Annotated in this window: 21 protein-coding genes and 1 tRNA gene; 6 read left to right on the plus strand and 16 right to left on the minus strand. The window is 47.4% G+C overall.

Translation table 11 applies throughout. The features are described 5' to 3' along the window. Positions 1–209: 209 nt before the first annotated feature. The 5 genes from H6F76_RS18880 to cruF all read right to left on the minus strand — a co-directional run bounded on the left by H6F76_RS18880 (position 210) and on the right by cruF (position 4,885). A complete protein-coding gene (locus tag H6F76_RS18880; RefSeq protein ID WP_190510612.1) occupies positions 210–887 on the minus strand; it encodes a tetratricopeptide repeat protein in 678 nt (225 codons plus the stop codon). Between the two features lie 92 nt (positions 888–979). Continuing rightward, complete coding sequence (locus H6F76_RS18885; protein ID WP_190510614.1) at positions 980–1,984, minus strand: DNA-formamidopyrimidine glycosylase; 1,005 nt, start codon at positions 1,982–1,984, stop codon at positions 980–982. 90 nt (positions 1,985–2,074) lie between these two features. Next, positions 2,075–2,473 (minus strand): photosystem I reaction center subunit IV, encoded by a 399-nt coding sequence (locus H6F76_RS31555; RefSeq protein WP_190448344.1) that lies wholly within the window; start codon positions 2,471–2,473, stop codon positions 2,075–2,077. A 259-nt stretch (positions 2,474–2,732) separates the two neighbouring features. Beyond that, positions 2,733–3,911, minus strand: a complete 1,179-nt coding sequence (gene cruG, locus H6F76_RS18895; RefSeq protein WP_347276066.1) for a 2'-O-glycosyltransferase CruG — start codon at positions 3,909–3,911, stop codon at positions 2,733–2,735. Continuing rightward, positions 3,908–4,885 (minus strand): gamma-carotene 1'-hydroxylase CruF, encoded by a 978-nt coding sequence (gene cruF, locus H6F76_RS18900; protein WP_190510621.1) that lies wholly within the window; start codon positions 4,883–4,885, stop codon positions 3,908–3,910. Before cruF ends, cruG begins: the two co-directional genes overlap by 4 nt. A 326-nt stretch (positions 4,886–5,211) precedes the next feature. On the opposite strand from cruF, the gene H6F76_RS18905 reads away from it, so the two are divergent. Together H6F76_RS18905 and H6F76_RS18910 are read left to right on the plus strand one after the other, a co-directional pair. Continuing rightward, positions 5,212–5,285, plus strand: a tRNA-Pro gene (locus H6F76_RS18905). Between the two features lie 527 nt (positions 5,286–5,812). After that, complete coding sequence (locus H6F76_RS18910; RefSeq protein ID WP_190448342.1) at positions 5,813–6,670, plus strand: SDR family oxidoreductase; 858 nt, start codon at positions 5,813–5,815, stop codon at positions 6,668–6,670. A gap of 323 nt (positions 6,671–6,993) precedes the next feature. Here H6F76_RS18910 and H6F76_RS29795 read toward each other — a convergent pair whose 3' ends face one another. From H6F76_RS29795 to nuoB, 6 genes are all read right to left on the minus strand, one after another. Further along, entirely contained in the window at positions 6,994–7,812 is an 819-nt protein-coding gene (locus H6F76_RS29795) for a DUF4142 domain-containing protein (RefSeq protein ID WP_199322208.1), read from the minus strand. 405 nt (positions 7,813–8,217) lie between these two features. Continuing rightward, positions 8,218–9,030 (minus strand): beta-carotene ketolase CrtW, encoded by an 813-nt coding sequence (crtW, locus tag H6F76_RS31560; protein ID WP_190510630.1) that lies wholly within the window; start codon positions 9,028–9,030, stop codon positions 8,218–8,220. Positions 9,031–9,510: 480 nt separating this feature from the next. Continuing rightward, positions 9,511–10,260, minus strand: a complete 750-nt coding sequence (ubiG, locus tag H6F76_RS18925; RefSeq protein ID WP_190510637.1) for a bifunctional 2-polyprenyl-6-hydroxyphenol methylase/3-demethylubiquinol 3-O-methyltransferase UbiG — start codon at positions 10,258–10,260, stop codon at positions 9,511–9,513. A gap of 658 nt (positions 10,261–10,918) precedes the next feature. Continuing rightward, positions 10,919–11,158, minus strand: a complete 240-nt coding sequence (locus tag H6F76_RS18930) for a hypothetical protein (RefSeq protein WP_190510639.1) — start codon at positions 11,156–11,158, stop codon at positions 10,919–10,921. 449 nt (positions 11,159–11,607) lie between these two features. Continuing rightward, on the minus strand, positions 11,608–12,222 hold the full coding sequence (gene ndhI / locus H6F76_RS18935; RefSeq protein ID WP_190510641.1) for an NAD(P)H-quinone oxidoreductase subunit I: 615 nt from the start codon (positions 12,220–12,222) through the stop codon (positions 11,608–11,610). 4 nt (positions 12,223–12,226) lie between these two features. Then, positions 12,227–12,970 carry an NADH-quinone oxidoreductase subunit NuoB gene (gene nuoB / locus H6F76_RS18940; RefSeq protein WP_190510643.1) on the minus strand — a complete coding sequence of 248 codons (744 nt, stop codon included), beginning with the start codon at positions 12,968–12,970 and terminating at the stop codon, positions 12,227–12,229. Positions 12,971–13,631: 661 nt separating this feature from the next. Here nuoB and H6F76_RS18945 point away from each other — a divergent pair. Next, a complete protein-coding gene (locus tag H6F76_RS18945; protein WP_190510737.1) occupies positions 13,632–14,348 on the plus strand; it encodes an SAM-dependent methyltransferase in 717 nt (238 codons plus the stop codon). 634 nt (positions 14,349–14,982) lie between these two features. On the opposite strand, the gene H6F76_RS30605 is transcribed toward H6F76_RS18945, so the two are convergent. The 3 genes from H6F76_RS30605 to H6F76_RS18960 all read right to left on the minus strand — a co-directional run bounded on the left by H6F76_RS30605 (position 14,983) and on the right by H6F76_RS18960 (position 16,574). After that, complete coding sequence (locus H6F76_RS30605) at positions 14,983–15,561, minus strand: WGxxGxxG family protein (RefSeq protein WP_190510645.1); 579 nt, start codon at positions 15,559–15,561, stop codon at positions 14,983–14,985. Positions 15,562–15,817: 256 nt separating this feature from the next. After that, positions 15,818–16,027 (minus strand): chlorophyll a/b-binding protein, encoded by a 210-nt coding sequence (locus H6F76_RS18955; protein WP_190448334.1) that lies wholly within the window; start codon positions 16,025–16,027, stop codon positions 15,818–15,820. A 103-nt stretch (positions 16,028–16,130) separates the two neighbouring features. Beyond that, on the minus strand, positions 16,131–16,574 hold the full coding sequence (locus H6F76_RS18960) for a DUF4383 domain-containing protein (protein ID WP_190448333.1): 444 nt from the start codon (positions 16,572–16,574) through the stop codon (positions 16,131–16,133). 1,007 nt (positions 16,575–17,581) lie between these two features. On the opposite strand from H6F76_RS18960, the gene H6F76_RS18965 reads away from it, so the two are divergent. Then, positions 17,582–20,662 carry a PAS domain-containing protein gene (locus tag H6F76_RS18965; protein WP_190510647.1) on the plus strand — a complete coding sequence of 1,027 codons (3,081 nt, stop codon included), beginning with the start codon at positions 17,582–17,584 and terminating at the stop codon, positions 20,660–20,662. Between the two features lie 46 nt (positions 20,663–20,708). On the opposite strand, the gene H6F76_RS18970 is transcribed toward H6F76_RS18965, so the two are convergent. Together H6F76_RS18970 and H6F76_RS18975 are read right to left on the minus strand one after the other, a co-directional pair. Next, the gene (locus tag H6F76_RS18970; RefSeq protein WP_190510649.1) at positions 20,709–21,107 is read right to left on the minus strand and encodes a hypothetical protein; all 399 of its coding nucleotides are present in this window, start codon (positions 21,105–21,107) and stop codon (positions 20,709–20,711) included. Positions 21,108–21,499: 392 nt separating this feature from the next. Then, on the minus strand, positions 21,500–22,213 hold the full coding sequence (locus H6F76_RS18975; RefSeq protein ID WP_190510651.1) for a Crp/Fnr family transcriptional regulator: 714 nt from the start codon (positions 22,211–22,213) through the stop codon (positions 21,500–21,502). A 599-nt stretch (positions 22,214–22,812) separates the two neighbouring features. Between H6F76_RS18975 and H6F76_RS18980 the strand changes: the two genes are divergently transcribed. Further along, positions 22,813–24,786 carry a glycoside hydrolase family 2 TIM barrel-domain containing protein gene (locus H6F76_RS18980; RefSeq protein WP_190448329.1) on the plus strand — a complete coding sequence of 658 codons (1,974 nt, stop codon included), beginning with the start codon at positions 22,813–22,815 and terminating at the stop codon, positions 24,784–24,786. Then, entirely contained in the window at positions 24,698–25,798 is a 1,101-nt protein-coding gene (gene galT / locus H6F76_RS18985) for a galactose-1-phosphate uridylyltransferase (protein ID WP_190510653.1), read from the plus strand. Before H6F76_RS18980 ends, galT begins: the two co-directional genes overlap by 89 nt. Positions 25,799–26,001 lie beyond the last annotated feature (203 nt).

Here is a 26,001-nt window from a genome sequence, read left to right on the forward strand (position 1 = left end):
GCAAAAAAGTGCTTCTAGACTAAGCATGAGGGCAAACCAGGCATGAGATTTTGCATTTTCAGCCTATCGGGTTTGCCCCTTTCTTGTCCCAGTTCTTATCCCGAACTCAGGTTAGCTAGCAAGCTTTTAGCGATCGCTCCGACGCTTAACTTGTTCTGCTACCTTAATTCGTTGTTCACGGGCAGTTCAACGACTCACTGTTAGGCTGCCTAGCGCACGGTTTGAAGCACTAGTTTCGATCGCTCAATCTGATCCTGGCTGAAACCTGCTTCATCCAAATAGTTGAGGAAAGCAGCATCGCTATAACGTGGATCGACGCTGAGTGCTTGACGATATGCCTGTTGCGCCTGAGCGTTCTCACCATTGCCCCAATGCGCGATCGCCAGCGCTACAAAGGGGTGTGGATTTGTGGGTTCTAAGCGAGCGGCTGTTTTGGCAGTGGCGATCGCGAAGTTGTATTGTCTAACTCGCTCAAAGGCAAGACTGAGGTTGTAGGACGGAATTTCGTTTGTGGGTTGCAGTGTCGCTGCCCAGGCGTGAGCGGTGATTGCCGCTGTCAAGCGTCCCTCCACAAGGTAAACAATGCCTAGCGCATTCAGAGTTTGCACATTGAAAGGGTTTAGCTGCAAGGCTTGCAAGAGCGTTTTGGCAGCAGCCGCATTCTGCTTTGCCTTATGTTGCGTCCAGCCCAGTAAAACCTTGCCAGACAGATTTGTTGGTTCAAGGGCAACTGCTTGCTCAAAAGCAGCGATCGCCTCCGAGTAGCGCTCCTGCTCTCGATAGCTCAAGCCCTGTTGCCGATATTTGTCTGCCAATGTTGCTGATGCGGGAGTACCTAGTAGCAGACTAGCGCTCACCAATACCCCTGCAACTACTAATCCTTTCATCCCTCGTTCCTCAGCAGTTAGCAGTCAGCAGTCAGCAGTCAGCCATAGGCTTCCACTCAAAACTCAAGCTTTTATACTTTATCCTTCATCTTTTATCCTTTCTTCAGACTTTGACACGTTGGGCAAAAGTGCGCCGATCGCCCTGCCATTCTAAGACGCTCGATTTCGGTTGTACAATTGCGGCAAACATCGCCATCCCGCCCATACACCCAGGCAGAACCGCCATAGTTACCGTTGACTCCTGCCACACTACGAAACGTGCGAAACGTGGTGCCTTTTGCCTCAATGCTTGCTTCAAGGACTTGAATAATGTGCGATCGTAGTCGCTCAATTTGCGATGGCTGAAGATCAATGCAAAGCGTTTGGGGATGAACGCCGCTGAGAAAGAGCGCTTCATCCGCGTAGATATTACCAATGCCAGCAACGATCGACTGATCCAGCAGCGCATTTTTGATGGGACGGCGGCGCTGGAGTTTCTGAGTAAAATAGGGAACCGAAAACTCTTCTGAAAACGGTTCGGGTCCTAGCTGTTGCAAGCCCGTGATGATCTGTTCTGGCTCGTTCTCTGGCGGCACCCACCACATTTGTCCAAATGTGCGCTGATCCACAAAGCGTAATTCTTTCCCACCCCCAAAAAATAATCGAACTCTAGTGTGTTTTTCCAGCGGTTCAGTTTGGTCTACCCAAAGGAGTTGCCCTGTCATGCGAAGGTGGACACCGAGCCAGGAGAGGTGAGGAGTGAAGGATGGGGAGTGGGGAGTGGGAAGTGGGGAGTGAGAAACGGCTGAATAGGTAGCTGAGGGAGAGGCGGCGATCGGGCGATACGGTAGTGCAGAAATTTCAGATCGGCTGACGGTTGACGGCTGACGGCTGACCACTGACTGCTCTAATGACGGCTCTAATTCAGCTAACAAATACTTACCGCGTCGATGCCACTGCACGATCGCAGTTCCTTTCAATGCCGTTAAAAAATCTGGCACTGAAAAAGGGTGGGCGATGGTGCGATCGAGCAACACATCCCCACCCTGAATTGTTTGGGCCAGGGTTACGTCGTTTAACCCCCGCCGAACTGTTTCTACTTCAGGCAATTCAGGCACAGAACACGAAACCCTAAACTAAAGATGTGCAGCGCTGGACATTGAACTTTAGTCTAACGTCTACAGTCCCAAGTCCAGAGTTAGCGATCCCTAGCGAGCTTCTGTACCTTGGTTAGGATCGCCTTCAACAACGGTATTGCCGCCGGGCGTTTCTGCCTTGGTCGTAGGCTTGTTGACTGCTGAACCGTCTGGTGAAACGCCAGGTCTGCCGACCTCACCATCGCTGCTTGTTTTACGGATAGAAGCGTCGATCGGGGTTTGTCCACCGGTCGTTTTTGCTTTACCTGTTTTCTTCGATGGCGGTGCTACTTCAACTACTTCATTGGCAGCAAAGTTGTTGGTGTTCACGCCCGCGTAATTAACTTTATCAAACCGCACAATCACGGAGTATTTAATGCCGCTCTGATCGATCGATGCAACTGTTCCATAGTCCTGGAACCAGTAAGACTCTTTACGAAGAATTTTGACTTTAGAACCGCGCTGAACCATGAGTGTTTTTCCCTCTTGATTGTTAAGCTTCAACTCATACAGCTTTATTGCCCTTAACTCTACTACGAACCGAAGGCACATTCAGCGTGAGCATCAGTGGTTGAAACAATCTGAAATATTTGGAGGGTGAGAAGGCAAGGGAGGGAGGTGGTAAAGGCTAAAGGCTTAAATAACTCGAAGCTCCCTTCAGCTTAGCTTCGACGTTTAGCGCAGCCGAAACGAGCTTAGGTCGAAAGCAACACTCAAAACGGCTCCTTCCTCACCCCTTCCCATAGCTTCGACCTCTCCACTGGGTCGGCGTTTGCAACGAAGATAGAAAGAGCCGCAGAACGGCAATTGGGTCAGCGAGGGGAGACAGCCAGAAGAGCCAGGCAGAGCTAGCGTGGGTGCGATCGCAGGAAGGCGAGATCGCAAACGTCAGACCCACACGGATGAGTACCAGCAATACATTCAAGCTAAACGCCGCTAGCACCACAGGCGTACTGCCACCGCTGATTATGTCACTTAGCAGTAGCAGCACGATCAGGATCGGGAGTCCTTGTACTGCCAGCAGCAGCAACCAATCGCCCCAAACTTGACCAGGCGAAGCAGCATCTTTGAGGTCGAGCGATCGTCCCCATTCGCGCCAGGTTTCGGCGGCACCTTCATACATCCGCACTTTCAGCAGGTTTGCGCCATCCAAAAAAGCGACCTTAGCACCCTGAGCCGCGATCGCGCGTGCTAGCGTCACATCATCACAAAAGGAACGACGGGCAACCGTGTAGCCACCCACCTGAGCAAGCTGTGATCGACGGCAAAAAAAGCATTGCCCATTTGCCATCACGCGATCAGGACGATTTCCTGTTTCGCCAGCCGGACCAAAGCGGTAGACCAGCGTCAGCAGTAGCGCCGGATGCAGCAGCAATTCACCTGGATACTTCAGGAGAAACTGTGGTGCCAGCGAGATTAGGTCGTAGCCCTCACGTTGTGCGGTTTCAAGTAGGCTAGCGACCAATCCCGGCTGAGGCTGCGTGTCTGCATCAATGCCCAATACCCAATCACTCTTCTCGGCGCTCGACAAAAAGCCGTGCTGCAGCGCCCACGGACGACCCACCCAATCCTTGGGCAGTGGATCATCATTTAGGAGACGAAAGCGTGGATCAGCTTCCTGGGCTGTCTTTACCAGCTCTGGAGTGCGGTCAGTGGAGTAACTGTCTACAACCAGAATTTCCCGCACCTCGTAGCTTTGACGACTTAGCCCATCAAGACAGGGCGTAAGACGCTCTGCCTCATTTAACGTTGGCACAACGACGCTTACTGCGCCTAACTGCTCTGGCGTTGGTGTCTTAGGCTGCAAAGGCGGATAGCGACTAGGACCGCGCAGCAAACGGGATAGCAAAAGGGCTGTGGCTGGTAGTTGCGCTAGCAGCAGCACTAGCAATAATGCGTCTCTGATCACGAGGATGATTTTGATACAACCGCGATCGGCACTGTTGATACATCACTCTGTGAAGCAGCTGCCTTGCTTGCCTCACTGCGAGCAGTCGCATCGGATGGGATGATGAGGATTGTCGGCTCGGTCGCGGCAGCAGGCTTAGCTATCCACCAAAGCCCGATCGCAGGGAACACGCCCAACAGAGCACCGATCGCAGTGGGAATCCAAAACCGTATATCCAACTGGTTGAGCGTGATAACGGCTCCAAAGGCAAAATTCACCAGATAAATGACAAGCGGCACCGTTAATTGAGCGCGCGTAAGGGCGATTGTCGTCTTGCGCCAAAAGAACGCTCCAACAGACATAAACAGTGCCCCTGTGCCCAGCCAACCCGTCAAGTTGCGGTACGGCATCCCAAAAAACTGACCCGGATCACGGAACTCCCAAAAGGGATACGCTGTCTGGCTCATAGCAGGATCAAGCACGAAGTCCCAGGCGGTGAGAAGCAGAGAGCCAAGGGCGATCGCACCCACTTGCTTCACCCAACCTTTGAAACCGATCGCCTCTAGCCCAACCCATGCCAGCAGATAGGTAGATAAACCGACGTAGAACCAGGAAAGGGGAATCGTAAATGGCACCAACCCAGCAATCTTGTAGCCTAATCCATTGAGATAGCCATAGTGTCCAAACGGAAAACCTGTGCTGGTGCCTAGCAACTCGCTGCTTAGCGATAGCCCCATCGACGGCAGCATAAATAGTAAACAGGCACGCCATCCCAACGTGCGAGATGCATACAGAGCGACTGTCACCGCTCCTAAAAGAATATAGACAACGCCACCCCCTGCCATGCTCCAGCCAAAGAGACCTTGACCAAAAGCAGGCAAAGTAGCAATAAACTCAGGGTTTGGCAAAACCAACAACAGCCCTGCCAGCCCAAACACCAACGATAGAATATGACCCGTCAGGCAAAAACGCTCGATCGCAACCAGCTGTCTCATGGAGACTCCTCAAAACACAGGGTACTGAAAAACCGCTAGCTATAAGTTTACAAATGTTTATGTAAATAGTGCAGACTGCGATCACTTTTTCGATGAGATTAGTGAAAAAAAGCAAGAGTAGCAAGTAAGAAGATGACCAGGTACCTGGTAACTAGTAGCCTAATCAGTCTTAAAACCACGTCCCCCCATAATCCCCCAAATTTGGGTAGTGCGTTAGCTAGAGACATTGAGATCATCGATCGCCAATGCCGCTAATGATTCACGTTCGCGCTGAGCAGATATGATATCCTAAACTAGAGCAAAGCAGTAGAAGCTTTTTGCTTTCGCGGGATGTGGCGCAGCTTGGTAGCGCACTTCGTTCGGGACGAAGGGGCCGCTGGTTCGAATCCAGTCATCCCGATTTTCGTTAGGTGTATAAATAAATCCTTGAACTACCTCCGTTTCTATGCTGTTGTGTAGAGCCTGAGAAAACAATAGAGGATTTTGTCTTAATAGTCTCTCCCTACAATCTGTTGTAAGCGTTGCGTTAAATAAAGCGTTGAACAAACTATCTGATTACCAATAGAGCGTAATCGAGAAAATTGACCTAATTGGAGACTCAATGCCGTTGAGTGGCTTGAGCTAGTTTGGCTTCACACAGCAACTTTTCTTGTCAAAACAGGCTTACTAATGGCTTACCAATTAAAGCCTGAGCTTATACCTTGAGCAGTGTTTTAGGCTACAAGTTTTGTTGCTCCAGGATTGCTCTGTCGGCAGACTGATTGACTCTGCCATTAGTAAGAGCAATTAATGATCGGCTTTTCCTAAAGTGAAATCTCCCACCGCTGGTAGCGATTACCTGGCTGCAACGCTGAAAGGATTGCACCATAAAAGCGGTAAGACTCAGAAAAAGCATTTTACAAGCGATAGAAAGGAAGGATTAAAACGATGTCTCAAACACAAGAATTACAACCAGCGCAACAGCAGAATCCACCTGGCAGCGAAGCGGAAATGACACCAAAGCCTCAAGCGCAAGGCTCTTACTATCGGGGGAGCGGTAAGCTTGAAGGTAAGGTTGCGTTAATTACAGGCGGCGATAGCGGCATTGGTCGCTCTGTTGCCATTCTATATGCAAGAGAAGGGGCAGATGTGGCGATCGTTTACCTTAACGAGCAGCAAGATGCTGAAGAAACGAAACGTCTGGTAGAAGCCGAAGGCAAAAAGTGTCTGCTGCTGATGGGTGATGTGGGTAGTGAGGAGTTTTGCCAGCAGGCAGTGCAACAAACCACAAGTGAGTTAGGGCAGCTTGATATCTTGGTCAATAATGCGGCTGAACAACATCCTCAAGAGAGCATCGAAGATATTACGGCTGAACAGCTAGAACGCACGTTCCGTACTAATATTTTTGGTATGTTTTTTCTGACCAAAGCCGCACTGCCGCAGCTAAAAGAAGGTAGCGCCATCATTAACACAACCTCTGTTACAGCGTACAAAGGTAACCCTCAGTTGTTGGACTATTCATCAACAAAAGGGGCGATCGTATCGTTTACTCGATCGCTATCGCAATCGTTGGTAAAGAAAGGCATTCGTGTTAACGGAGTGGCTCCTGGCCCCATCTGGACACCGCTGATTCCATCAACCTTTCCAGAAGATAAAGTTGAAAGCTTTGGTGCCCAAGTGCCAATGCAACGAGCCGGACAGCCAGAAGAAGTTGCGCCTAGCTTTGTGTTTTTAGCAGCGAATGACTCCTCTTATATGTCAGGTCAAATCCTACATCCTAATGGAGGTGAAGTTGTCAATGCTTAGGCGTTGACACTATGAGAAAGCAAGTGGGTACATCAGGCGATCGTTAATGCTGGATGTTTATCCATAAATACTTTTTTCACTTCGATCGCCATGATTACGCTGTGTTCTCAATTGCCCTCATGAGGCTGCTCGAAACTCCGTAGTTCATGGCGATCATGGCGTTTGATGGAAAGCTGCTTAAGCGAATAAGCCAATATCAAAGCCTATTTATCAATCCGCGTGCTACCAGTTCACAACGGTGCCCCCACTCCATTAGCAATGGCTAACGGAATGGGGGCAGGTTTGCTCTTTACAGAGTATTTCGATGCTTTAGCGCAAGGCTACTATTGTGCTCTTGCAGGTACAGGACTAGCCTGCGGCAGTGAGGCACCTGAGCCGCCCTGGGTATTGTTATATTTGCGAGGCACTTGAGCAAACTTATAGTTAGTCAAAGTGCTTGCAGTTTCAAAGTGTTGCCGAATAGTAGGCAGTCCTTTGTTAACAAGTGTTAGCAGGTCTGGGTTTTGACCAAAGGCAGCTTCGCGTTGATAAATAGACGCATTTTCTAAGTGAGCATTAACGCCGCCTTCATCTAGATAGGCACGATCGAACTCTTGACCAGAAAGCTGGGATAACCGTGCTAAAGCAGCCTGATGACGAGGTGCAGGAGTGGTAGGAGGCGTAATGCCAATCTGTGGACCAATGCGCGCTAATTCGGTCTTCGCTTGTGTTTGTTCATTAATTTCAGCTTGAGCAAACTGCTTTACCTGAGGAGCAGAGGCTCGCTGTAGCGCCAGTTGACCCAATTGAATGTTACCAACCCCAGCTTGAGCTGCGTCCATCACAAAGGCTCGGTCAATAGCATTTGATTGAGCATTGCTGCGTGCAGGGGCAGTTTGGGCACCAGGGATAGTTTGCTGACCTGGCGCAGTTTGCTGGCCTGGTGCAGTTTGCTGACCCGGTGCAGTTTGCCGACCAGGGGCAGTTTGCTGACCCGGTGCAGTTTGTCTACCAGGCGACGTTTGTGCACCAGGGACAGTTTGCGTACCAGGGGCAGTTTGGGCATTGACAGCTTGATTTCCTTGAAAAATTGCGTTGACTCCTAAGGATGTCAACAACCCGATTGCAATAAAAGCGATCGTAAGGAGAAATCGTTTAATCATGATGAAAACGTTCCAATGCTACTGAGATTTGCTAACGTGCAATTTATAGTTAAGGCGGTCAGGAGCTAGCAGCACTACTCAGGCATCTTGAAAAACATTTTGCTCTCAACTCTCAATGCTGCTCTGCTGCTTATGTAACCGTTAGTCATGTTTTGGCTGAGCAGCGCTTGGCTCAGTGACCGCAATTACTATAAAAAGGTCACTTCTTCAATAGTGGTTTGCTTAAATGGGAATCCCTCTCTCTGGAGACGTGTTCGCTTATTAAATTGCGATGTAAAGATGTTGCTTCAAGGGACACGATCACCATCTTTAAACCGCTGGAACAAAATATAAAAGCTCTGCAAGACAGCGGTAATGTTCACAAGCGCAATCCATAGAGCAATATTATGGCGAGTGGAAGAAAAGCTACCCGTATTGAGAAGAGAGCTTCTTCCTTAGCTGATAAATTTTGGGCAGTTGCCACCAAGGAGCTTGAGGGTATTCATGATGTTCTTGGTGGTAGCCAAAGTGATAGCAGGTAAGAAACGACCAAAGGATAGAAAAATTGGTACTTTTAGCGCGGTGAGCATTGGTATACCCTCCCTCTGGCTCACGATGAGTTAAATACGTACCAAAATAAAACAGCTGCACCGAGCTTAAGATAGAAGGAAGAACCCAAAACAGCAGCATATTCAGTTCAGGAACATGGAGAAAAAAGTGAATTCCGTTAAATAGCAGTACTAATGCTGCCATCCTACGCCAGCTCCAGTAGTGCTTCATAAATTGCAGATACCAGATCAGGCTAAAGCTATTACCACGATGAAAATCGGGATCATGCTCTGTACTAGGGTGCTTATGGTGTAGCCAATGTTTTTTCAAAAGATCTTGGTAGGAAAATAGACCGTAACACATTACTGCTAAAGCACCAATAGCGTGATTGATTCTAATATTGGTAGGAAAAACGGTCCCATGCATTGCATCATGAGCAGTAATGAACAAGCCAGTATATAAAAAGGTTTGCCAGATAAAAGCAGCAGCAATCATCCAAAGGTTCATGGTAGAAACATTGATTGAAAGCAGCCATGAGAAGCTAACTAGCCACGTAGTTAAAATCACCCCTGAAATAACAAGCCCTTTCCATGGTTGAGGATTTAGCTCTCGAATGGGAGATTCTAACTGTTTAGCTCTAAACGATAGCGTTTGCTTTGCTTTTGTCTGAAAAGATGTTGACTGAACCACGCCTAATAATTCCTTAGTACCAGAGAATAAGCTTCTAACGATCGCAGAAAAAACAACCGATGGAACGCTTATTGGTTTTCTATTTGAATCCTAGCGGCTTATTTGTTAACTTTTGTATATCTTTTGTCTAGTTGTATCACTATAGCTAAAGTTCTAAATCTGTTTTTCCGCTTAATTAACTAACAAAATGCCTAAAACCTCTGCTTTTCCGTAGGTTGACATTGAGCAGAGCAAAATTAATGGAAGCTATAGCAGTCCTAAATCATTTGTGAGCAAGACTAAATCATTTAGCGGTCAGCGATCTATTTTTTTGCTGGCTGCTAACCGCTGACTGCTGATCGCTCATATCAGTGTAATTCTCATTATCTAAATAGGAGCGCTATGTGCCAGCGCTAGGTTTTACTAAGTTTGACCAAATTCCCTTCACAAGGTTTGCCGCTACAGCTTTTTTCTACAAACTTGGCTATCGTTCCATATGGCTTATTGTTTAATTGCTTTGCCGATATAGCAGACAGAAACGTCATTATTTAGTTGGATTGGAAACAAGCCGTCTCTTTGATACTCTTTCAGACCTTTGCTCAAGATCTTTTGAAACATCCTAAAATCAGCCTGATTGGTGACATCAAACCCTCTTATTTCAGTCTGACTAAAGCCATTTTTTGCCAACACTTCTGTCAGTTCCTGAGGTGGTATAAATTTATTCCAGTCATGAAATCCTTGAGGAAGCTGCTTAAGAATATTTTCTAGCAGCCAAATCATGATTACTTTCGATTTTAGAGTTCGATTAATAGTGTCAAAGAAGAAAAAGCTGCCTGGCTTTAAAACCCGATGAATCTGTGCAATCACCTTGCTGACATTAGAAAGATGCTCTAAGACATCAAAGCAAAGTACACAATCAAACGTATTATCTGGATAGGGTAAGTGCTCTGCGTTTCCTGCGCGATAGTCGATCGCTAAGTGATTCTGGTTTGCATGAGCTTGGGCAGCCGCGATCGATTGCGCTGATTGATCAAGCCCTGACATAATCGCGCCTGCACGAGCCAGTGTTTCACACGCCAGTCCGCCACCACAGCCAACATCCAGAACGTTCAAGTTTTTCCAGCTAGGAATATACGCTGCTGTAAATTCAAAACGAGTTTTATTAAAGTGGTTGGAAAGGTGCAAAACCTGACCTTCTTCCCACCAGGTACTAGCATGTCGGTCGTAGTATTCTAAATCATTTCTGATCATAATTCGCTGCCTGGCAATTTATTATTGCCATATAGCTTTAATTACTTTTTACGAGGCTTACTTTTACAAAGCGATTTGCTTGTTTAACGGATTATCTTAAGCTCGTTATTAAGCGATCGCTTATTCCATCTCTGGCTCATGCCATTGCATCTCTGTTTTATAGAGCAGAATAATTGTTTCTCAACCCTGCTATTTCTACTATCTCTTATAACTAGATGGACATTGTTGTTTCTCTACCTATGGTTTCACGCTGTGATTGAAACCGTATACCAAGAGAAACAGCTAATTGTCTTTAAACAGTGTGATCTAGTTTAATAAGAAACAGCTGTCCTAACTCGATCAACACTATTTTATGACGGCTTAAACTACAGCAAAAAAGATATAGTTTGCGGCTATGTTGAAGCTATGAAAACACTTTCTGGAGCCTTTAAAGTGAGGTGCGTCTACTTACATCAAGCCTTAATAGGCAGAAAACATAGAGCAACTTCAAAAAAGTCCTCTTTGTCAAGGCTTAATACCAATGCAAAAAGTGCTAGCTACACATTCTTTTATTAAGCACCCTCATGCCTCCTGATAAAAGGGAAGCGATAGGCAGAGAAGTTGTTGTTTGTAGCGTTTGAAGAGGAACTAGTATAACTGACAGTTGAAAGGAATCACTTTAGCGAGAATCAGTACCCTGATTGGGACCGCCAACAACTTTAACGTCGCCTCCAGCAGCTTCGGGTTCGGCACCGGAGCGTGTTTCGGTATCAGCTTCTTGACCCGTCATACGATAACGTTCATCAAGTGGGGTATTACCCTCCTCTATAGTTGGGGTATGAGTTTGAGTACCAGGGTTATCTTGAGGGTCATATTTCCCCTCTTCTGGTCGATCGTCTGGAGGACTATTTGTTGTCATTATTCTGTACTCATAAATAGGTTGTTCTATAACACTAGTTTTTAGCTTTTTGCGAGCTTTATACCCTTGGAGGTAACTGTTTGTGCAACTAAATCAAGAAGCAGTTAAAGCAAAAGTAATTGCAGCAGGTATACCTAAACACAATAGGCTTATCCTTGCCAGACTCGCCTATAGCACACGAACATGGAGCCAGATCTAGGGGCTTTAGTGCGCCATAAGTTTACCTGAGTAAGCTCTTTGGTTAGACTTAATTCGCCTGAACTGAAATTAAAGTTAAAAAGAGCAGTTAACTTTGGCTTTAGACCAACTTTGTATAAATCTGCTTAGAAATTTAAGCTGGCTTAAGCTAAATACAACAATCAGCGATACGTGTAGTGCTCCAAAGTCGAATTTATTTAAGCCTGCAATCTGTTGATCGCAGGCTTTCTCAGTCACAATTCAATTAACAGTTAGGCTGATGGCGATTGCTCCTGCTTTTCCTCAACCTTCTGCTCTGCTAGGATTTCGCTAGGAAACTTACCAGCGCGGCGTGCCGAGGCAGGCAGATCATGCGGATCCATCACCCCTTTTGGTAAGTAAACTAATTCTCGTAACGGTGTCACCATCGGGTCTTCAGTAACTTTGTAAGGCAGCCGACCGAGTGCCACGTTATCCATATTCAGTTCGTGGCGATCGTACACAGCCATTTCATACTCTTCTGTGAACGAGAGGCAGTTTGTGGGACAAAATTCAACGCAGTTGCCACAGAAAATGCAAACACCGAAGTCGATGCTGTAATGATTTAGCTGCTTCTTCTTTGTCTTTGCATTGTATTCCCAATCAACTACAGGCAAATTGATGGGGCAGACTCGCACACATACTTCACAAGCAATGCACTTATCATATTCGAAGTGAATTCGTCCTCGAAAACGTTCTGAGGGAATCAGCTTTTCGTAAGGATATTGAACTGTAACAGGACGCCGATTGAGATGATCGAATGTGACTGAAAGCCCTTGCCCAATATACCGAGCCGCTTGAATCGTTTCTTTAGTGTAATTGCTAACCTGTCTGAGAAAGTTGAACACGTCTTTAAGCTCCTGAGCCGTCACCAGTTTTTTGAGGCTCCCACTGTTGAAGAAGTTCTGGCAAAGGTATGCCAGTCTCTGCTGCTAACTCGGCGGGTGGTTTCTCACGAGTTGGCGATCGCAAATAGAGACTGTCATGAGCTTGGGCTAACGGCTTCATGTGGTGTGGAATGGTGTAATACCGATGGGTTTGCCGAGTCACGCCTCGTTCTTGTATCGACTCGTTAGCAATCTTTTTACGCAGCTTGATGATGGCGTTAAGGATGGCTTCGGGTCGTGGTGGGCAACCGGGAATATAGACATCGATCGGCAGAATTTTGTCAGCACCACGGATAGCGGTCGGAGAATCAGCACTGAACATACCACCTGAGATCATGCAGGCTCCCATCGCAATGACATACTTAGGCTCTGGCATTTGCTCATACAACCGCAGCGTTGGCGCTGACATCTTCATGTTGAGTGTGCCTGCCAGAATAATTAGGTCTGCTTGACGAGGACTGGCACGGGGAATCAACCCAAAGCGATCGAAATCAAACCGGGAGCCAATCAACGCTGCAAACTCAATGAAGCAGCAGGCGGTACCGTATAAAAGCGGCCATAGGCTGGAAAGCCGTGCCCAAGTATAAACATCATCAAGCGTTGTCAGAATCACGTTTTCGGACAATTGCTGTGTGATCGGGGGATAGCTAGCAGGGCTAATGATGTCGTCGGCAGAAACAAAATCGGACGGACGATCGCTGAGAGTCATAACAATTTCCGCACAGCTTACGATGGTTCTCAAACGCTAACGATTTGCTCTTAACTTAGCCTTCTATCACGAGAAGGAGTAGTAATTAAAGCTAACTGTGCAGATGAATACCAAGAAGCGCTTTAGAAAGCGATACTGATTTGCTTAGTGAACCTAGCACTTCTTTAATTAGTGGATGCAGTACATAGTAATCCCCAACTCCTGCCATCTTCCTTAAGTAAGGAGCGGTTGGAGCGCTCGGTTAGTTCCAAAGATCCATAGCACTTATAGTTTCGCTCGCCGGAAAATATACACTATGGCAGATTAGAATCTTTTAGAATCAGGTCAAAAGACAGAGGCTTTAATCTTGAAAATATGGGTTCTACTCTATGTTTGCTTTGTTCTTTTTTGAAGAACGTCATTAACTGGCTATAAAGCTTACAGGCATAAAAATGTGTAAGTGAGGCTACAGTTTTAAGCTGTGAAAAGCTACCTCTTTTGGCTACGTAAAAACCTCCCCCTAGCCAGTAAATTTGGCAGGAAGTATAGATCACTATGAGTATATGGGTAAAACCTGACTCTTGGACTTTTATACTTCGAGGACATTACATTGACTGGAATCTTACTACGTTCTGGGCAGGCAAGTGAGGCAGTGGCTCATGCTGGGCAAGCACGCGAGACAGTGGCTCAAAATGCTTTTACTCACAATGAGGTCTTTTCCTGCCCTGAAGAATCTCACTTTTATTCCCATTGTTTAGAACGTTTGGTTTTTAACCACTGCAAAAGCTCTGACGTTGTGATCGAGTTTGGCTCTGGTGATGGTAGCCCCATCATTAATTCTCTATTGAGAACGCAGTTTAACGGCATTATTCATGGCTATGAGTTAAACGCTTCAGCGCACAAAGTTGCTCACTCTCGGATCCAGCAGTGTGGACTTAACCACAAATATGTTGTTCATAATGAATCATTTTTTGATTCTAAAAAGCCAGAGGCAAACTACTTAGTTGCTAATCCTCCCTACTTGCCTGCGCCAGATAATGATATCTGTATGCCCTTGCTGCATGGGGGCGTTGATGGAGCCACTATTACGAACCATTTGTTAACGTTGGGTTATCCAAATGTGATGCAGTTGGTCTCTAGCTACTCTAACCCTGTAGGGACGATCGCCGCCGCTTCAGAAAATGGTTACGCTGTTGCCGATTTTATGATCACTTCCTTGCAATTCGGCTACTATAGCTCTGAACCAAAAGTGAAGAATTGCATTGCGGCTCTACGTCAAAAACGTCAAGCATTCTATTCCAACAAGATTTATCTTCTAGCAGGCGTTTTGTTTAGAAAACAAAGTCTTTCCAAGACAAATTTAGCACCTGAGCTAATGCAAGTAATAACGGCTTTGTAAAAGAGAAAAAAGTTGGAAAGCTTAGAGTCCGAGTCAGGTAGCCATTAAAGAAATCGTGCGTGGCTATAGCGATTCCTAAAGGAGTAGTTTAAGCAATTTAGGAAGTATCAAGAGTCAGTACTCAGCAGGTGGCAGCAGTGGATCAATTTCTGATTCCTGCTGCCTGAATACTTGCCAATATATACCGCAGTTGAGCAAGCACCGTTATCTTACTGCCTAGCGCCTATAAGTGCCTAACAGATAAAACTTCCATTTACAAACGTAAAACTAGCCTTGCCCAAGTATAAAACGTACTGAAGCAAGGCTAGTTTTTTGGCTGTAGGTGGGACAGGAGCGATCATGCTCCATCAATACTCTTGGTCGCGGCAGTCGATCGCTGATTCAGTCAAAGCAGTATAAGGATGAACAGTACATTTCAAGCTGTGGTTATACGTAAAGTATTGACACTGGGCGCACGGAATTTCGTGCAGGCGTTTAATTACGTAGAGGAATTCTGATAGAAAGGTCAACGTCAAAACCTAGCCGCTAAGTAGTGCTCAATTTAGCCCTCCTACATACACCAAAATAAGCAGGTAGGGCATCTAGCCCTACCTGCTTACTGTCACCTACTATTAATGTAATTAAAGGTCAGCGATTAACGGATGCCAGTGCGGGTGCTGGGATCGGGTTCGCGGTAAGCGGTAGGCTCATGCTGCTTACCACGCAACCCAGCCAGACCGGCCAGCCCTAACAAACCTAACCAACCCCAATCAAAACCATCATTGTCGTCTTCGGCATTCTGCACACCTTGATTAGTGGTAGCGCCAGAGTTTGTACCATAGGGGCTAGCGCTTGTGCCAGTCGTGCTATTAGGTGCGGTTGTGGTGCCAGTACCACCAGGAGCAGTATCCATGCCGCTAGCGCCAGGCGCAGTTGTCGTACCTGTGCCGCCAGGTGCAGTTGTGGTGCCAGTCGTGCCACCAGGTGAGGTTATGGTGCCAGTGTCACTTGGTGCAGTTGTGGTGCCAGTCGTGCCACCAGGTGAGGTTGTGGTACCAGTGCCAGTAGGATCAGTCGTTGTTGTGCCGCTGCCACCAGGTGTAGTTGTGGTGCCAGCACTGCCAGGTGAAGTACCACCTGATTGGGCAGAAGCAGAGAATGCAAGGGGAAGCGTACCCAGGCTAAGGGTTACAGCACCGACCAAAGCGGCTTTAGTTAAGTCTGAAAGTTTCATGATTTCGATTCCTTGTTATGCGTTTATTCGTGTGGACGGTCGACTCATACAAGCGATCGCATTATGAGCAAAAAGCTCTGGAACGCACGAGCGCTCAGCGAACTACCTTTAAGAGAATAGTGTTATGGAGTCGCGTCTACCTCTAGCAAAATAGGCAGATTAAACAGGTTGAAGTGTAGACTTCTGAGCAAGGCAGACTGTAGTTAGAAACACCTATCATTTAATGTCTGACTACAAAAGCCATTGCAACGATTGCCTATTTAACTAGATGCAAAACGTTGCGGACGACGCTATAGCCAGCCCAGTCCCAGAGCAGGTAAGCAGTGAAGCCAATCATCGCCAACCGTCCATTCCATAGTTCTTGCTGTGCATTCCAGCCAAAGAACCAGGCGTTACGATCGACCCCATTATATTCAGGCGACTCTAGGGGTAGGGTGCTGGGTTTGGTTGTATTAGGAGCTACCATTCTTTTTTCCTCAGTAAGTGGGCTTTAGTAATGAAATTCAGTTGTGGAAGTGAAATTGTGTGATGCAAGCGTTAAAAACGCAGTCAAACGAGCTAGTGCCTAACTATGCGGTAGGTGTTCCTGCACTTTTGTTCATTGCTGCTGGCTTAACGAACCCAAAGTAAGCTGCTGCTGCCGCAGTCAGAGCATTCAACCAGACGTTATTACCATAAATCGGCATCGTACCAAAGAGAGTATTTGCACCAGGGAAGAGACCCAAAAGCGCTTCTCCAAAATAAAGCACTGCAAAAATTTGGTTGAAAGTAATGGAGCCAACCAAGCTGGTAGAAGCAGCAATGCCCCAAAGACCAACCAAAATTCTGATAGCATTATGGAGGTAATTAGTGGGAAACAGCCCTAAGAGATAGCCGAAGCCCATTGTGGAGACCGCATCTTCAGGCACAGAAACAAAATTGGGTAGAAAGCCAATCACGCCCATGAGCAGAAACATAACGCCTAGGACGAGGGCAGTAGTACGGATTGGTCCTTCAGTAGAGGGGGTTTGCATAGTGTCTTTAACTCCTGACAGTAGTTCTTTCTAAGTATTGGCAAACGTTTAACCAGCAGCCATCAAGCCTAGATTGAAGGCATAGAACGAATGGTGCAGATGGGTTAAAGCGTTAATGGATTTCAATGGGTAAGCGATCGAGCGTTGTCTAAACATTCGCCTTGCTTCCATGCTCCTATTCAAGTGCAGGTTTAGTTTCTTAACGTCTTCCCTATAGTGAAGATCTGTTAAAAATAATTATGTCCTTGGTCGTAATTTGGTATAGAGCTTGTTGGTAAGCAAGGTTACAACGCTTGCAGTAGTCAGATTGGTAATAACAGAGTACGAGGGCTTCAGCACAAGCGCTTAACCGAATAATGGAACGTTTCAATCCAACGTCCTTATGCTTGTAGCAACTGTAATACACGCGATTGGTTACGGTTTAGGGCTGGAAACGCCTAGTTTGCTCCGTGACCGGATCAACCGTGACCAAGCTTGATGGCAACTGTGCTTCGTCTCACGGCTTATTTAGGCTTAATCACTCTTCAGAACTATTAAGCTATGAATATTAAGCTGTGAATACAGTGTATTTCTATCAACACAACTGAGCTTTTCTTCGTTAGTCTCTTTAATTTACAGAGCAATAATTTAAGAGGCAACGATCGTCATTAAATTCCTTTCCTACTATTTTTACTAAGAGATGTGCTTTTCGCTACTTTTACTCTTGTATAAACGTTCTGTCGCAAAACAGATGAAAGCGGCAGACACCTTTTTACACACTAAAAGATTGCTTCCTGTATAAATGTTACACAGAGATTTTTTATAGCTACTAATTCCTGATCTCTCAGGTAAGGAGTACTTTTGGTAGAGTAATGAATAGAGAAAGCTGTTTTTTCGTAGGTAAGTGAAAAAAATTCAGGGTAAAGCTGCTAAATTAAGCACGTTTTCTTTAACTGTCATTCAACTGCTAACTATTCGACTACATCAGGGAGACTTCCCTTCTTTATTAAGGGAGTGGAAGTAGAGACATGAGTGATGAAGGTATTTCTCTAAGCGATGTTTTGTTGACAGAGGCGTTGTCCTCACGATCGCCCCACGAACTAAACTTACAGGCTGAAATTCAAATACTGCGATCGCTGGGGCAACATCTTACACAGCCACCTCATATACTCCTGAATCACTTTGCTGAGATTGCAAAAGATCTGTGTCAAGCAGGAACAGCCGGAGTGAGCCTGCTAGAAGCAACCCTAGAGGGACAAGTCGTCCGCTGGGCTGCCCTTGCTGGAGCTTATAAGCAGTTTGAAAGATCTACCTTTCCCCTTGATGACAGCACTTGCGGTATTTGTCTAGAGCTAAGGAGCGCCCAACTATTTTCCCATCCAGAACGCTATTTCACTGCCAGACAAGCAATTACACCGTGGGCAGTTGAAGAGTTAGTAGTGCCACTTCTACTAGAAGAGAAACCAGTTGGCACGATCTGGATTGTGACCCACGATGGGCAGCGACAGTTCGATCATGAAGATGCGCAGGTCTTAACCAATCTGGCGGCGTTTCTTGCCGTGGCGTTGTCCAGCGCTCAGACCCGACAAATTGCTGAGGAGCGACAAAGAGCTTTACATGAAAGTGAATCGCGGGTGCAAACGCTAGTTAGAAATATGCCTGGAATGGTGTATCGCTATCACGGTGATACTGGCACCTTTAGCTATATTAGTTCTGCATCCCGTGAGCTTTTTGAATTAGAGCCAGAAGTGATCCTTCAAGATGCAAACGCTCTTTGGTCATTGTTTCACCCAGACGATGCACTGACTTTACGAACTTCTATTACTAGCGCCGTTCAAAATTCATTACCCTGGCAGTGGGAAGGACGGGTGACAACGCCATCAGGTCAGTTGAAGTGGATTCAGGGTAGTTCTCGCCCAGAAAGCAGCAATGAGGGGCTAGTTTGGGATGGCTTTGTGATTGATATTAGCGATCGCAAACGGGGTGAAGCCCATCGTCAACAGTCAGAAAACGCGCTGCGTGAGCAAAAAGCGCGTCTGCGTTTGATCATTGAGAGTGCTAAAGACTATGCCATCTTTACTCTCGATCTCCAAGGAAACATAACCAGTTGGAACTCAGGCGCACAACGCATACTGGGCTACGAAGAAGCCGAGATTGTAGGACAAACTGGACGCATTATCTTTACGCCTGAAGATGCCGCGCTAGGAGAGCATGAAAGAGAACTGCATATTGCCCTGACTCAAGGACGAAAAGAAAACGAGCGGTGGCATCTGCGACGCGATCGAAGTCGTTTTTGGGGTAGTGGGATTGTCATGCCCTTGAATGATGAAGACGGTGAAGTTCGAGGCTTCGTCAAAATTTTGCAGGACAAAACGACTCAGCGACAGGCGGCAGAAGACCTGCGCCAAAGTGAAGCTCGGCTCCAGCTTGCTCTTAGCGTTGGGCGCATGGGCAGTTGGGATTGGAATCTGCAAACCAACGTTGTTAGATGGTCAGAAGGGCACTTTACCCTACTAGGCTTACAGCCAGGTGAGGTTGAACCTAGCTACACCACCTGGCAGAACAGTATTCACCCAGAGGACTTAGCGGTAACCGAAGCAGCCTTGCACCAGACATTGGAGGCAAAGGTAGAGTATCACCACCAGTACCGCTGTAGGTGGCGCGATGGCTCAGTGCACTGGCTAGAAGCGAGAGGGCAATATTCCTACGCTAGTGATGGGCAGCCGACTCGTATGATCGGCATCATTATCGACATTTCCGATCGCAAGCAGGTAGAGCACGAACGAGAGCAATTACTTGTCAATGAGCAGGCAGCACGGGAGGCAGCCGAAACCGCTAATCGGATTAAGGATGAGTTTTTGGCAGTGTTATCGCATGAGCTACGATCGCCCCTCAATCCCATCTTGGGCTGGGTTGGCTTACTTCGTAATGGTAGGCTCGACGCAGTGCAGTCGTCTCAGGCATTAGAAACGATCGAGCGTAATGCCAGATTACAGGTGCAGCTCATTGAAGATTTGTTAGACATCTCTCGAATTCTGCGCGGCAAACTCACCTTAAATCAGGTTCCCATCAATCTAATCACCACTATTGAAGCGGCTATGGAAACCGTGCGGCTGGCAGCAGAGGCTAAAGGCGTTGCCTTGAACTTTGTACTTGCGACTGAGAGCGAAAGGAACCATGAATCGCAACCTGCTAGAGCGCACACGTCTTTCTCTTCTCGCTCCTCTAACCGTCCGTCCATCAGGGTTTTAGGAGATTCTGTACGCCTTCAGCAAGTAATGTGGAATTTGCTGTCTAACGGCGTTAAGTTCACGCCTGAGAGCGGTCAAGTAGAAATCCGGTTGGAGCAAGTTGGCGGTCAGAAAGCAGAAGCGCTGAGCGGCGATCGCTCGTCTCAAGTATCACTCTCTTCTGCATACTCCCCCGCCTTTGCTCAAATCACTGTCAGCGATACGGGTAGAGGCATTCCAGCCGCTTTCCTGCCGTATGTGTTTGAGTCGTTTCGGCAAGCCGACAGCACGACAACCCGTTCGTTCGGTGGGTTAGGGTTAGGGTTAGCGATCGTCCGTCAATTGGTCGAACTGCACGGCGGCTCAGTGTATGCAGATAGCTCCGGTGAAGAGCAGGGAGCCGTGTTTACAGTTAGGCTACCACTGCTAAGAGAGAATGACAGGACGAAAGTTGAAGACAATCCTGTGTGCTTTATGCCTCATGCCTCATGCCTGACCGGTATGCAAGTGCTGGTAGTTGATGATGAGCCAGACGCAAGAGACTTTATCACCTTCATGCTGGAGCAAAATGGTGCCATTGTCACCTCGGTGCCCTCTGCAAGCGATGCACTGCAAGCGATCGCCCAAACAAAACCGGACGTGCTAATTAGCGATATCGGTATGCCTGAAATGGATGGTTATGACCTCATCAGGCAAATTCGGTCAATGGTGAAAGGCAAGCAAGTGCTGGCGATCGCGCTGACTGCCTACGCTGGAGAAGTCGATCGCCAGCAGGCGATTGCGGCAGGGTTTCAGGAACACGTGACCAAGCCAGTCGAACCAGAAACCTTGATTCAGATTATTCAACAACAGTTAAATCAACCACTTGATGGCGACTAAAAAACACCCTTATACCGCTTCTGCCAAGGAATGAGAACTAAACGCCCTAAACAGGACATAGACGATACAGAAGTTCCATCAACTGGTCACCATGTTCAAGGTAGGTGATGTATTCATAGGCACCAAGCTGAACATCTTGACCTTCCAGATCTTCCCCATACTTTTCTGCCAGCACCACAATAAAGGCATTGATAGAATGTTCTGCACTCTGCTGACGAATTGCTCGACCGCCATCAAGCAACTGGTCGATCGACTGCCCTACCTGGTTAATCAAAATAAGCTCAATCTTTAGTGCCCCTTCTCTAACCCGCTCGATCGCATCTTTAACATCCAGCGACACAATGACACGGTAACCCCATCGCTGCACATTATGCACTAGGGCTGGTCGTACCTCGTCATCTGATTCAACAATCAGGATAACTGGAGGCTGTTGATCGGTACTCATTTTGTGCTAGCTCATCCTAAAGAATCATCAGCCAAGGATCTATAGCAGTCGAAGAAAACTTCAGGACAGATATCCACCTTGAATCTCCTTTAAGCAAGGGTTTCCATTCATCATGTTGCTATAGAGCCTGCTCCCAAGACGACTTTGTACTGTAGCAATTTAACACCAGATGTATGCACTCATATTCATATGTGCTTTCCCAAAGAGAAAAGGTTTGAGCTTTATTCTGGTTTAACTTTTACGATTAATCGATCGCTAGAGTAGAAGCGGCTAAAGAGCGTTTCACAAAGCTTACGCATCATCTACTTTAAACACTGAGCGTCATTTGCATATATATATATAATTGGGATATTGGGTAAGAAGGCTTTGAGCAGCAGACAGCAGTCTTATCCTTATGCAGAAAGGCTTGGTATTTCCCCAAGTAAGCGATCGTATTCGTCTTTAACCATCCTGAAACACTCACAGGCAGAAGCTTCTAACCCTGGCAAATCAAGGATTTCGACAGTACCACGATGGTAACGAATAAGACCAGCCTCCTGAAATCTTTGGGCTGTTTGGGTAACACCTGCACGACGTACACCAATCATTTCTGCAATAAATTCCTGGGTTAGCCTGAGAGTAGGCTGTTCCATACGGTCTTGAACCTCTAGCAACCAGCGTGCAAAACGTTGCTCCATACTATGGAGAGTGTTACAGGCCGTTGTCTGTGAAATCTGGGCAATGAATGCTTGAGTATAGAGCAGCATTACATCGCGCATTTCCTTATTGGTATCAAATTCATCCAGCAGCACCTTTGCATCTAGTCTTAGAGCGCTACCTGCAACCTGCACAATATAAGTAGTCTGGGTCGTCTCTCTACCACCCATAAAGGCATTGATGCCGAGTACTTCTCGCTTGCCGATAATACCCGTTTCAGCCGTATCCCCATTCAGCATACTCAGGGTGATCGAGAGCGCACAATCCAGAGGAAAGTAAAGGTCAATGATCGGCGCACCCGGTTCGTGGATACGCTGCCCCCGTTCCAGACGCACCAGCTTCAAATGAGGATCAAGCTTCTCGTATAGCGTACGGGGCAAGGCATTAAGTAAGTGGTTTTGAGGTGCCATATACAACCTTTCGATAAAGAGAGAAAATTACGGTAAGTTTTAGATAAGTAAGCTACAGCTTTGTGAAGCAATAAAGATGTAGTTTACGCAAATAAAAACGGCTGCAATCCAAGAAATGACTATTAGTGCAGTCACTACATATAAATGGCTAAGTAGCTGGGCGCAACTATCTACAAAACGCATCTCGATCGACTGAGCACTTGCGCCGAGGTCTCAATGCTCCTAGTTCCGTGTGGCAATGGGTTGAGCGCAGCCGAAACCCAGTCTCTCAGGAATGCTTAATTTAGCCCTCCTACTTAAGTATACAAAAGCTACCCTTGTACCTCTCTTATTTTCAGCGCAGCGACATAGTAGCGTGAGAACAGCAACCAGAACGACGCACTATGACTTTTAAGGTTCAGAACTTAGATTGAGCAATCGCCTGAAGTGAAGCGCTCGCTTTCAGAAACAGATCACTGAATCGGCTGAACCAGCAACATCGGTTCAGATCATGCAATAACAATTAAATTCTGAGTAATGAATCCTAAATAGCTGCGAAAATAGTATATGTGGGTGCCTAACAGGGCATCCTTAGCAGATGCAGTTTGGTTGAGTCCCTCATGAAAACCTTCGGTAAATGTCTCGAAGAACAATATCCGTGCGATCTGGCGAGCACAACCAGATTGCAGACCGATTTAGCGTATCCCCGCCCCCAACTTCAACGCTCTCAGTGGACTTCCCTTAACGGTACATGGAAGTTCACTTACGATGATGAAGGGCAGTATACGCGCCCCAGTAACATTCCGCTTTGGGATCAGTCTATAGAAGTTCCCTTCGCTCCCGAATCTATCCGTAGTGGTATTCACAACACTGGGTTTCATACTAATTGCTGGTATGAGCGCGAATTTGATGTAATGCCTGGGGACGATCGCGTTTTGCTGCACTTTGGTGCCGTCGATTACCGGGCGCGGGTTTGGGTCAATGGGCAGTTTATGGCTGACCACGAAGGCGGGCATACTCCTTTTTCAATGGATATTACGGCGGTTTTGCACCCAGAAGGACGCCAAACGGTGACGGTCTGGGCAGAAGACGACCCGCATGACCTGGCAAAACCCAGAGGCAAGCAAGACTGGCAGCGAGAACCGCATAGCATTTGGTATCCCCGCACCAGTGGCATTTGGCAAACAGTGTGGCTAGAGCAAGTACCACAGACCTACATCGATCGCCTCAAGTGGACACCCCACTTTGACCGTTGGGAGATTGGCTTTGAGGCATTTGTGGCGGGCAAAACTCAGAAAGAAATGCAGCTAAAGGTGCGGCTAACCGTGGGCAACCAACTGCTGGTTAACGATACCTATGAAGTGCTAAACGGTGAAATTCATCGCCGCATTGCCTTGTCTGACCCAGGCATTGACGACTACCGCAACGAGTTGCTGTGGAGTCCAGAAAAGCCAACCCTCATTGATGCTGACATTCAGCTTTGGTGTCAGGGGCAACTCGTGGACGTAGTGCAATCCTACACGGCAATGCGGACGGTTAGCATCCAGCGCGATCGCTTCATGCTGAACGGGCACCCGTACTATCTACGTCTAGTGCTAGATCAGGGCTATTGGGAAGAAACGCTGATGACCGCTCCCTCAGATGAGGCACTGCGGCGTGATGTCGAGCTTGCCAAGCAGATGGGCTTTAATGGCGTGCGGAAGCACCAGAAGATTGAAGATCCTCGCTTTCTCTATTGGGCAGATGTGCTAGGGCTGATGGTTTGGGAAGAAATGCCCAGTGCCTATCGCTTTACGCCTAAAGCGGTCGAACGGCTCATGAAAGAATGGACAGAGACGATCGAGCGAGATGCCAGCCATCCTTGTATTGTCGTCTGGGTGCCGTTTAACGAATCCTGGGGTGTGCCCGATCTAACGGCAACTCCGGCACACCAACACTGTGTACAGGCGCTCTACCATCTCACCAAAACGCTCGATCCCACTCGACCTGTCATTGGCAACGATGGTTGGGAAAGTACAGCTACCGATATCCTGGCAATTCACGACTACGACACCAAGCCGTTGCGCTTAGCTAAACGCTATGGTCCTGAAGTGAAGCTATCAGATTTGTTCGATCGCCAGCGTCCGGGTGGTCGCGTGCTCACGCTGGATGGCTACCCACATCAGGGGCAGCCGATTATGCTGACGGAGTTTGGTGGCATTGCCTTCACAAAGCCCGAAGAGAATCCTCACACTTGGGGCTACACTCGCTCCCACAATGCTCCAGAGCTGCAACTGCAATACACTGCGCTGTTACAAACGGTGAACAAAGTGGAAATGTTTAGTGGCTTCTGTTACACCCAGTTGACCGACACATTCCAGGAGGCCAATGGACTGCTTTATATCGATCGCACCCCTAAGTTTCCGTTAGAGGCGATCGCATCTGCCACTTTGGGAAGGGGCATTAACAACGAGGACGATACTATCCTTCTAGAATCTGTCAAAGTGGCATGGTCACAAATGGAAGATGTATTCTCAGACGCTCTTAAAGCCAGACGGACGCAACCTCATCCTGTACAGTCGCCAACCCATTGCGGCGGGGATTATTGCCCCTAGTCCAAGCAACGACCCCGTTCAAGCGAATCCTCACCTGCGCTGGCATCCCCTGCGCGGTGAGTGGGTTGCCTATGCTAGCCATCGACAGGGGCGGACGTTTATGCCGCCCCCTGAATATAATCCGCTGGCTCCAACCAAAGACCCTCAGTTCCCGACCGAACTGCCACAGGGAAACTATGACATTGCGGTTTTCCCTAATCGCTTTCCCTCGTTAACGCCCTTAGCGGCAGATGCACCCTCAACTATTGTGGAGACGCTGCCTGCAAACGGCGCTTGTGAAGTCGTTGTGTTTACCCAAGACCCAGAGGCATCATTGAGTTCTTTGCCGCTAGATCATCTGGAACTCCTGTTTCAGGTGTGGAGCGATCGTACTCGTGCCATTAGCGAGCATCCCCAAATTCAGTACGTCCTGCCGTTTGAAAACAAAGGCGTTGAAGTCGGTGTAACGCTACATCATCCTCACGGACAAATCTACGCTTATCCCTTTGTGCCACCAGTTCCGGCGCGGTTGGGCGAGTGCCAACTTGACTATTACCAGCAGCATCAACAGGGCTTATTGCAAGGCTTAATTCAAAACGAAATTTCTGATCAGCAACGGGTGCTGTATCAAGATGAGTGGGCGATCGCTTTCGTCCCCGTGTGCGCCCGTTATCCATACGAAGTCTGGATTGCGCCGATTAAACCCGTTGCTACGTTTATGGATTTGACCGCAGAGCAGCGATCGAGCCTTGCCAAAGCCCTCAAAACCGTGACGCTTAAATATGACGGCTTGTGGAATCGTCCCTTCCCTTATTTGATGGCATGGTTTCAGGCTCCACTCGATGGACAACCTCATCCCGAATGGCATCTACACGCGGAGTTTTACCCACCCTACCGCACGTCAGACAGACTCAAGTACCTGGCAGGAACAGAACTTGCTGCCGGAATGTTTGCGAACGATGCGTTGCCCGAGGCAAAAGCAAAAGAGTTACAAGCAGTAACTGTTGAGCTAGAACAGGTCGTGCCGGTTTGAAGGGGACGATCGCAAAAATATGCTCTCATCAGTTGTGTACCTGAGCACAACTTCATGTAACGCTGGATACCCATTTTGCTTGAGCAGAGTCAGCGTTAAGAATGAAGTGCAATGGCTAAAGGTGTTTTCTAATAAGGAAGTAACTCATACCAACTTCGGATGAAGCTACATAGAATAAAAACGGAGTGAAGCCGAATAGAACC

It is taken from the genome of Leptolyngbya sp. FACHB-321 (assembly GCF_014695975.1).
GTDB lineage: Bacteria > Cyanobacteriota > Cyanobacteriia > Leptolyngbyales > Leptolyngbyaceae > Stenomitos.